This window comes from Sulfuriflexus sp., from assembly GCF_032250955.1.
GTDB lineage: Bacteria > Pseudomonadota > Gammaproteobacteria > AKS1 > AKS1 > Sulfuriflexus.
In genome coordinates this window covers 1-5,075 of the sequence record NZ_JAVVES010000108.1, presented here as the reverse complement: position 1 = coordinate 5,075, position 5,075 = coordinate 1, and the positions used below count along the sequence as shown (strand labels likewise).

4 protein-coding genes are annotated in these 5,075 nt (G+C 56.5%); all 4 read right to left on the bottom strand.

Annotated features, from left to right (window positions below):
- Positions 1 to 144: 144 nt before the first annotated feature.
- The gene (locus RQ738_RS13115) at positions 145 to 567 is read right to left on the bottom strand and encodes a hypothetical protein (protein ID WP_314165749.1); all 423 of its coding nucleotides are present in this window, start codon (positions 565 to 567) and stop codon (positions 145 to 147) included.
- Between the two features lie 285 nt (positions 568 to 852).
- Entirely contained in the window at positions 853 to 2,220 is a 1,368-nt protein-coding gene (gene radA / locus RQ738_RS13110) for a DNA repair protein RadA (RefSeq protein ID WP_314165748.1), read from the bottom strand.
- 11 nt (positions 2,221 to 2,231) lie between these two features.
- Positions 2,232 to 3,302, bottom strand: coding sequence for an alanine racemase (gene alr, locus RQ738_RS13105; RefSeq protein ID WP_314165746.1), 1,071 nt, complete (start codon positions 3,300 to 3,302; stop codon positions 2,232 to 2,234).
- On the bottom strand, positions 3,299 to 4,663 hold the full coding sequence (gene dnaB / locus RQ738_RS13100; RefSeq protein WP_409929555.1) for a replicative DNA helicase: 1,365 nt from the start codon (positions 4,661 to 4,663) through the stop codon (positions 3,299 to 3,301). The genes alr and dnaB overlap by 4 nt, the downstream gene beginning before the upstream one ends.
- Positions 4,664 to 5,075 lie beyond the last annotated feature (412 nt).

Sequence of the window (5,075 nt, the reverse complement as noted above, 5' to 3'; positions counted from 1 at the left end):
CTATCTCTATTGCTCCAAATTCGCTATATTTTTACCCACTAATTTTTCCGAAGAGCCGAAAAAGGATAAATTTCCTATAACTATTAAAGATAACAATAAAGTAAATAAATAGTTCTCCATAATTTATTTAGTTCACATAACGATTTAGCTAATGGGCCGCGTGCTTTTTGCGGTCCCGCTCCTTGAGCGATTGTTAGAAGTCATTAATTTGCGAGCCAAAGAAGTAAAAACACCACCAACAATACCCCCAACCCAGTACGGCAATTGCATTGACGCAAAAACTACCAAGCCCAGTCCCTCTTCTGAAAGTACGCCTTCATGGCCTAGGAGAAGGACAAGAAAAGGGATGGCTGGCATTACTACCAGGAAAACAACCTTCCCAAACAGTTCACCCCGGAGTCCAACAAAGGTGATAAAACCAAAGATCGCTGAAGCAATTACAAAATTTGCGATTAATGGATCTACCCACTCTTTGCCAACCCAGTAAGTAGCTACTTGGCTGTAGTATAGGAAGAACATTACTGCAATAAATCCTGCCCAGAATAGATTCCTATAGCTAGCACTCATATTTAATCTCTTATGACTTATAACAGTGATATAGACAGAATTCTGCCTTTCCCGGTAAAAGACAGACGTCTGTCTATCTCATTTGAGTTTTTATGTTTTTATTTCACACAATCCTAGCAGGCATATAGGGTGCCAGCGAGTTATTTTTGCTAAAGGAATTGCGATATGTCCAGGTTGTCTGTATCCCGGTTCCGAATCAAGGGGAATCATGGTGTCAGACCACTTGATTGCCTTGATCTATGCACTTCCATTCATCAATCATCAATCCTAAATCATCAATCCTTTTTAATCCCATATACTGTCCAGCACCTCCGACAACCGACTCACCCCCTGCACCTCCATGCCGGCTATCGGTTTTTTCGGTGCATTGGCCTTGGGTACGATTGCCTTCGTGTAGCCGTGCTTGGCGGCTTCCTTTAGGCGTTCCTGGCCGTTCTGTACCGGGCGGATCTCGCCGGCGAGGCCAACTTCACCGAAGATGATCCACTCTTTGGGGAGCGGCCGGTCACGATAACTGGACAGGATGGCGAGGATTAGCGCCAGGTCGGCGCCGGTCTCGTTGATGCGCACGCCGCCGACGGCGTTGACGAACACGTCCTGGTCGTACATGGCGATGCCGCCGTGACGGTGCAGGAGTGCAAGCAACATGGAGAGGCGTTGCGCGTCGAGGCCGAGGGCGACACGGCGCGGGTTGGCGAGGTGGCTCTCGGCAACCAGGGCCTGCACTTCCACCAGCAAGGGGCGGCTGCCTTCGCGCGTGACCATGACCACGCTGCCGGGCACGTCTTCGGCGTGTCTGGAGAGGAATATGGCGGAAGGGTTGGCGACCTCGCGCAGGCCGTCTTCGGTCATGGCGAAGACGCCGAGTTCATTGACGGCGCCAAAACGGTTTTTCACCGCGCGGATCACGCGGTAGGGGCTGCTGCTGTCACCTTCGAAGTACAACACGGTATCAACCATGTGTTCGAGTACGCGTGGCCCGGCCAGCGCGCCTTCCTTGGTGACGTGGCCAACCAAAAACAATGCCGTGCCGGTCTGCTTGGCAAAGCGCACCAGTTGCGCGGCACTCTCGCGCACCTGTGCCACCGAGCCGGGGGCGGACTGCAGCATGTCGGTATATACGGTCTGGATGGAATCAATGACCATCACTTGCGGCTTTTCTTTTTGCGCGATGTCGAGGATGCGCTCAACGCGGGTCTCACTGAGCAGACCAATATCGATATCACTCAGGCCCAACCGGTGCGCGCGCATGCTGACCTGTTGCAGGGACTCTTCACCGGTAATGTAAAGGGTGTTGAGGCTTTTGCCGAGCGCGGCCATGGCCTGCTGCAGGATGGTGGACTTGCCGATGCCAGGGTCACCACCAATGAGTACTACGGACCCGCGCACCAGGCCCCCGCCGAGTACGCGGTCCAGTTCCGAGATACCGATCGGGTGACGGCTTTCCTGTTCCGGCTGGATATCACTCAGGGACTGGACCTTGCTCTCGCCGGCATAGCCCTGAAAGCGTGCGGCCTTCGCGCCACCCGCAGCGGCGCGCACCACGGTCTCTTCAATGCTGTTCCACTCGCCGCAGTCACCACACTGGCCACTCCACTTGCTGGACTGGCCGCCGCAGGCGGTACAGGTGTAGACGTGTTTATCTCTGGCCATGCTGGTTCATCCTATACCTCGACAAACGGCACACGTGCCGTGAGCTGGCAAAACAATTCGTAGGCAATCGTCCCGGCGGACTCTGCCACTTCATCAGCCGGCAGGCCTTCGCCCCATAGCACGACCTCGTCGCCGACCTGGGCCTCGCAACCACGCAGGTCCACGGTCAGCATGTCCATGGAGACCCGGCCGACCAGTGGCACGCGCTGCCCATTAACGAGCACAGGCGTGCCCGCCCGGACATGCCGTGGATAGCCGTCGCCGTAACCACAGGCAACCACGCCGACGGGCATGTCTTGCGGACAGGTCCATTCCGCGCCATACCCGACACAGTCACCCTTGCGCAGGCTGTTTACCGCGATCAACTGGCTCCTGAAGGTCATCGCCGGTTCCAGCCCCAACGAGGCCGCACTTTCACCCTGCAACGGGCTGGCACCATAGAGCATGATGCCGGGGCGGATCCAGTCGGCATGACTTGCGGGATGGGCGAGGACGGCGGCCGAGTTGGCCAGGGAACGTTGCCCGATGGCCTGTCCCAGGCAGGCATCGAATGCTTCCATCTGTCGGGCAGAGGCCGGGTTGTGTCTTTCATCGGCGCAGGCAAAGTGGGTCATGAAACGGACTTCAGCGACCGTCTCGCACTCGCTCAGGCGTTGATAAAAGCCCGCAAAGGCCGCCGGAGGGATGCCCAGGCGATGCATGCCGGTATCGATTTTCAGCCAGGTCACCAGCGGCCTGGGCAGCCTGGCCGCCGCCAGCCATTCGATCTGTTGCAGGTTATGGATAACCAGCTGGACGTCATAGGCCTGCACCAGGAGTATCTCGTCGGCACTGAACATGCCCTCGAGCAAGACAATATCAGCATGCACCCCTGCCTCGCGCAGGATAATAGCCTCTTCGATACTGGCCACGGCAAAGGCATCCACGTCATGCAGGGCATGCGCAACACGCGTCATGCCATGGCCATAGGCATTGGCCTTGATGGCGGCCATAACCTGCGAGTGCGGTGCCGCCGCGCGGGCGCGTTGTAAATTATGCTGGAGTGAGGAGAGGCGGATTTCCGCGCGCAGCGGACGACTCATTCAAAATCTCTACCATAGGCATCGGGTGCGAAATTCTCGAAACGCGTGAACTGACCGCGGAAGGTCAGGATGACTTTACCGATGGGACCATTACGCTGTTTGCCGATAATGATCTCGGCGGAGCCTTTATATTCGGTGTTTTCGTTATAGACCTCGTCACGGTAGATAAACAGGATGACATCGGCATCCTGCTCGATCGCGCCGGACTCGCGCAGGTCTGACATGACCGGGCGCTTGTCGGTGCGTTGCTCGAGACTACGGTTAAGCTGCGACAGGGCGATCACTGGCACATCAAGCTCCTTGGCCAGCGATTTCAGGGAGCGGGAGATTTCCGATATCTCGGTGGTGCGGTTTTCATTTCGGCTGCCGTTGCTGCCCTGCATCAGCTGCAGGTAATCGACGACGATCATGCCCAGCTTGCCGCCGTTATCACGCTTAATACGGCGGGCGCGTGTGCGCAATTCGCCCGGCGTCAAGGCCGGCGTGTCATCGATAAACAAGGGCGCCTCGGAGAGGATACTCACCGCGGAACTCAGGGCCGGCCAGTCATCCGTTTCCAGGGCGCCTGTACGTACCTTGTTCGAATCAATCCGGCCCAGGGATGACATCATACGCATGGTCAGTTGTTCGCCCGGCATTTCCATACTGAAAATGGCGACCGGTTCACCGGACTTGATGGCCGCATATTCGGCCAGGTTCATGGCAAAGGCGGTCTTGCCCATGGAGGGGCGACCGGCAACGATAATAAGGTCTGAGCGCTGCAGGCCGGAGGTCTTCTCATCCAGATCATCAAAACCGGTAGAAACACCGGTCAGCCCGCCGCCGGACTTGTGCAGCGTGTCGATGCGATCCAGGCTCGCATTCAGCAAGTCCTTGATACCACGTGCACCCTTGCGACCGCGTGCGCGTTGCTCGGCGATCTGGAAGACGCTGCGCTCGGCCTCATCTAGGATCTCGGTACTCTCGCGACCCTGCGTGTTAAATGCGGCATCACTGATCTCGGTCCCCACCGAAATGAGCTGACGCAGGATGGAGCGTTCGCGCACGATCTCGGCATAGGCCCTGATATTCGCCGCGCTCGGGGTGTTTTGCACCACGCTGCCGAGATAGGCCAGGCCGCCGGCGTTATCCAGTTCGCCGAGGTCGTGCAGGTATTCCGAGACCGTGACCGCATCATAAGGGCTCTCCTTGCTGACAAGGTAGGCGATGGCCCGGAATATCTGGCGGTGGTCGTGACGATAAAAATCAATCTCGCTGACGATCTCGGAGACGCTGTCCCAGCGCTCGTTATCGAGCATCAGGCCACCGAGCACCGACTGTTCGGCCTCCACGGAGTGCGGTGGCACCTTGAGCGCGGCCATGGCGGGATCATGGGCGGCAAAACTGGCGTTTTTAACGATTTCTACCATTTTCTGAGAGCTATGTGACTCGACCTGTTATCAGCATTGATTATACCAGTGTTTCGGCGTGGCCCGGACCAGAAAAGACCGACCCAGTGCACATTTTTATCCATTCGATACTACGCCCGCCCCTGCCAGCAGACAATGGATAAGCCTGTGGATAAGTGCTGTATAAATAAAGCCCAACGCAGAGTTCGCGGACCATAGAACCGCTTCGCGTTTCATTATGGATACCCTAACCATCGCCCCGAAGGTTCAGGGCAAGACGCAAAGATCGCAGAGAAATTATAAAATAATTATCACTGCTGTCCCGTTAATTCCCTCTCCCTTCGGGAGAGGGTTAGGGTGAGGGGATTTAGATTCGATAACACCT

Bases quoted from the DNA above. Each gene is read 5' to 3' on its own strand.
- RQ738_RS13115 (WP_314165749.1), bottom strand. From the start codon at position 567: ATGAGTGCTAGCTATAGGAATCTATTCTGGGCAGGATTTATTGCAGTA.
- alr (WP_314165746.1), bottom strand. From the start codon at position 3,302: ATGAGTCGTCCGCTGCGCGCGGAAATCCGCCTCTCCTCACTCCAGCAT.
- radA (WP_314165748.1), bottom strand. From the start codon at position 2,220: ATGGCCAGAGATAAACACGTCTACACCTGTACCGCCTGCGGCGGCCAG.
- dnaB (WP_409929555.1), bottom strand. From the start codon at position 4,663: ATGGCCGCGCTCAAGGTGCCACCGCACTCCGTGGAGGCCGAACAGTCG.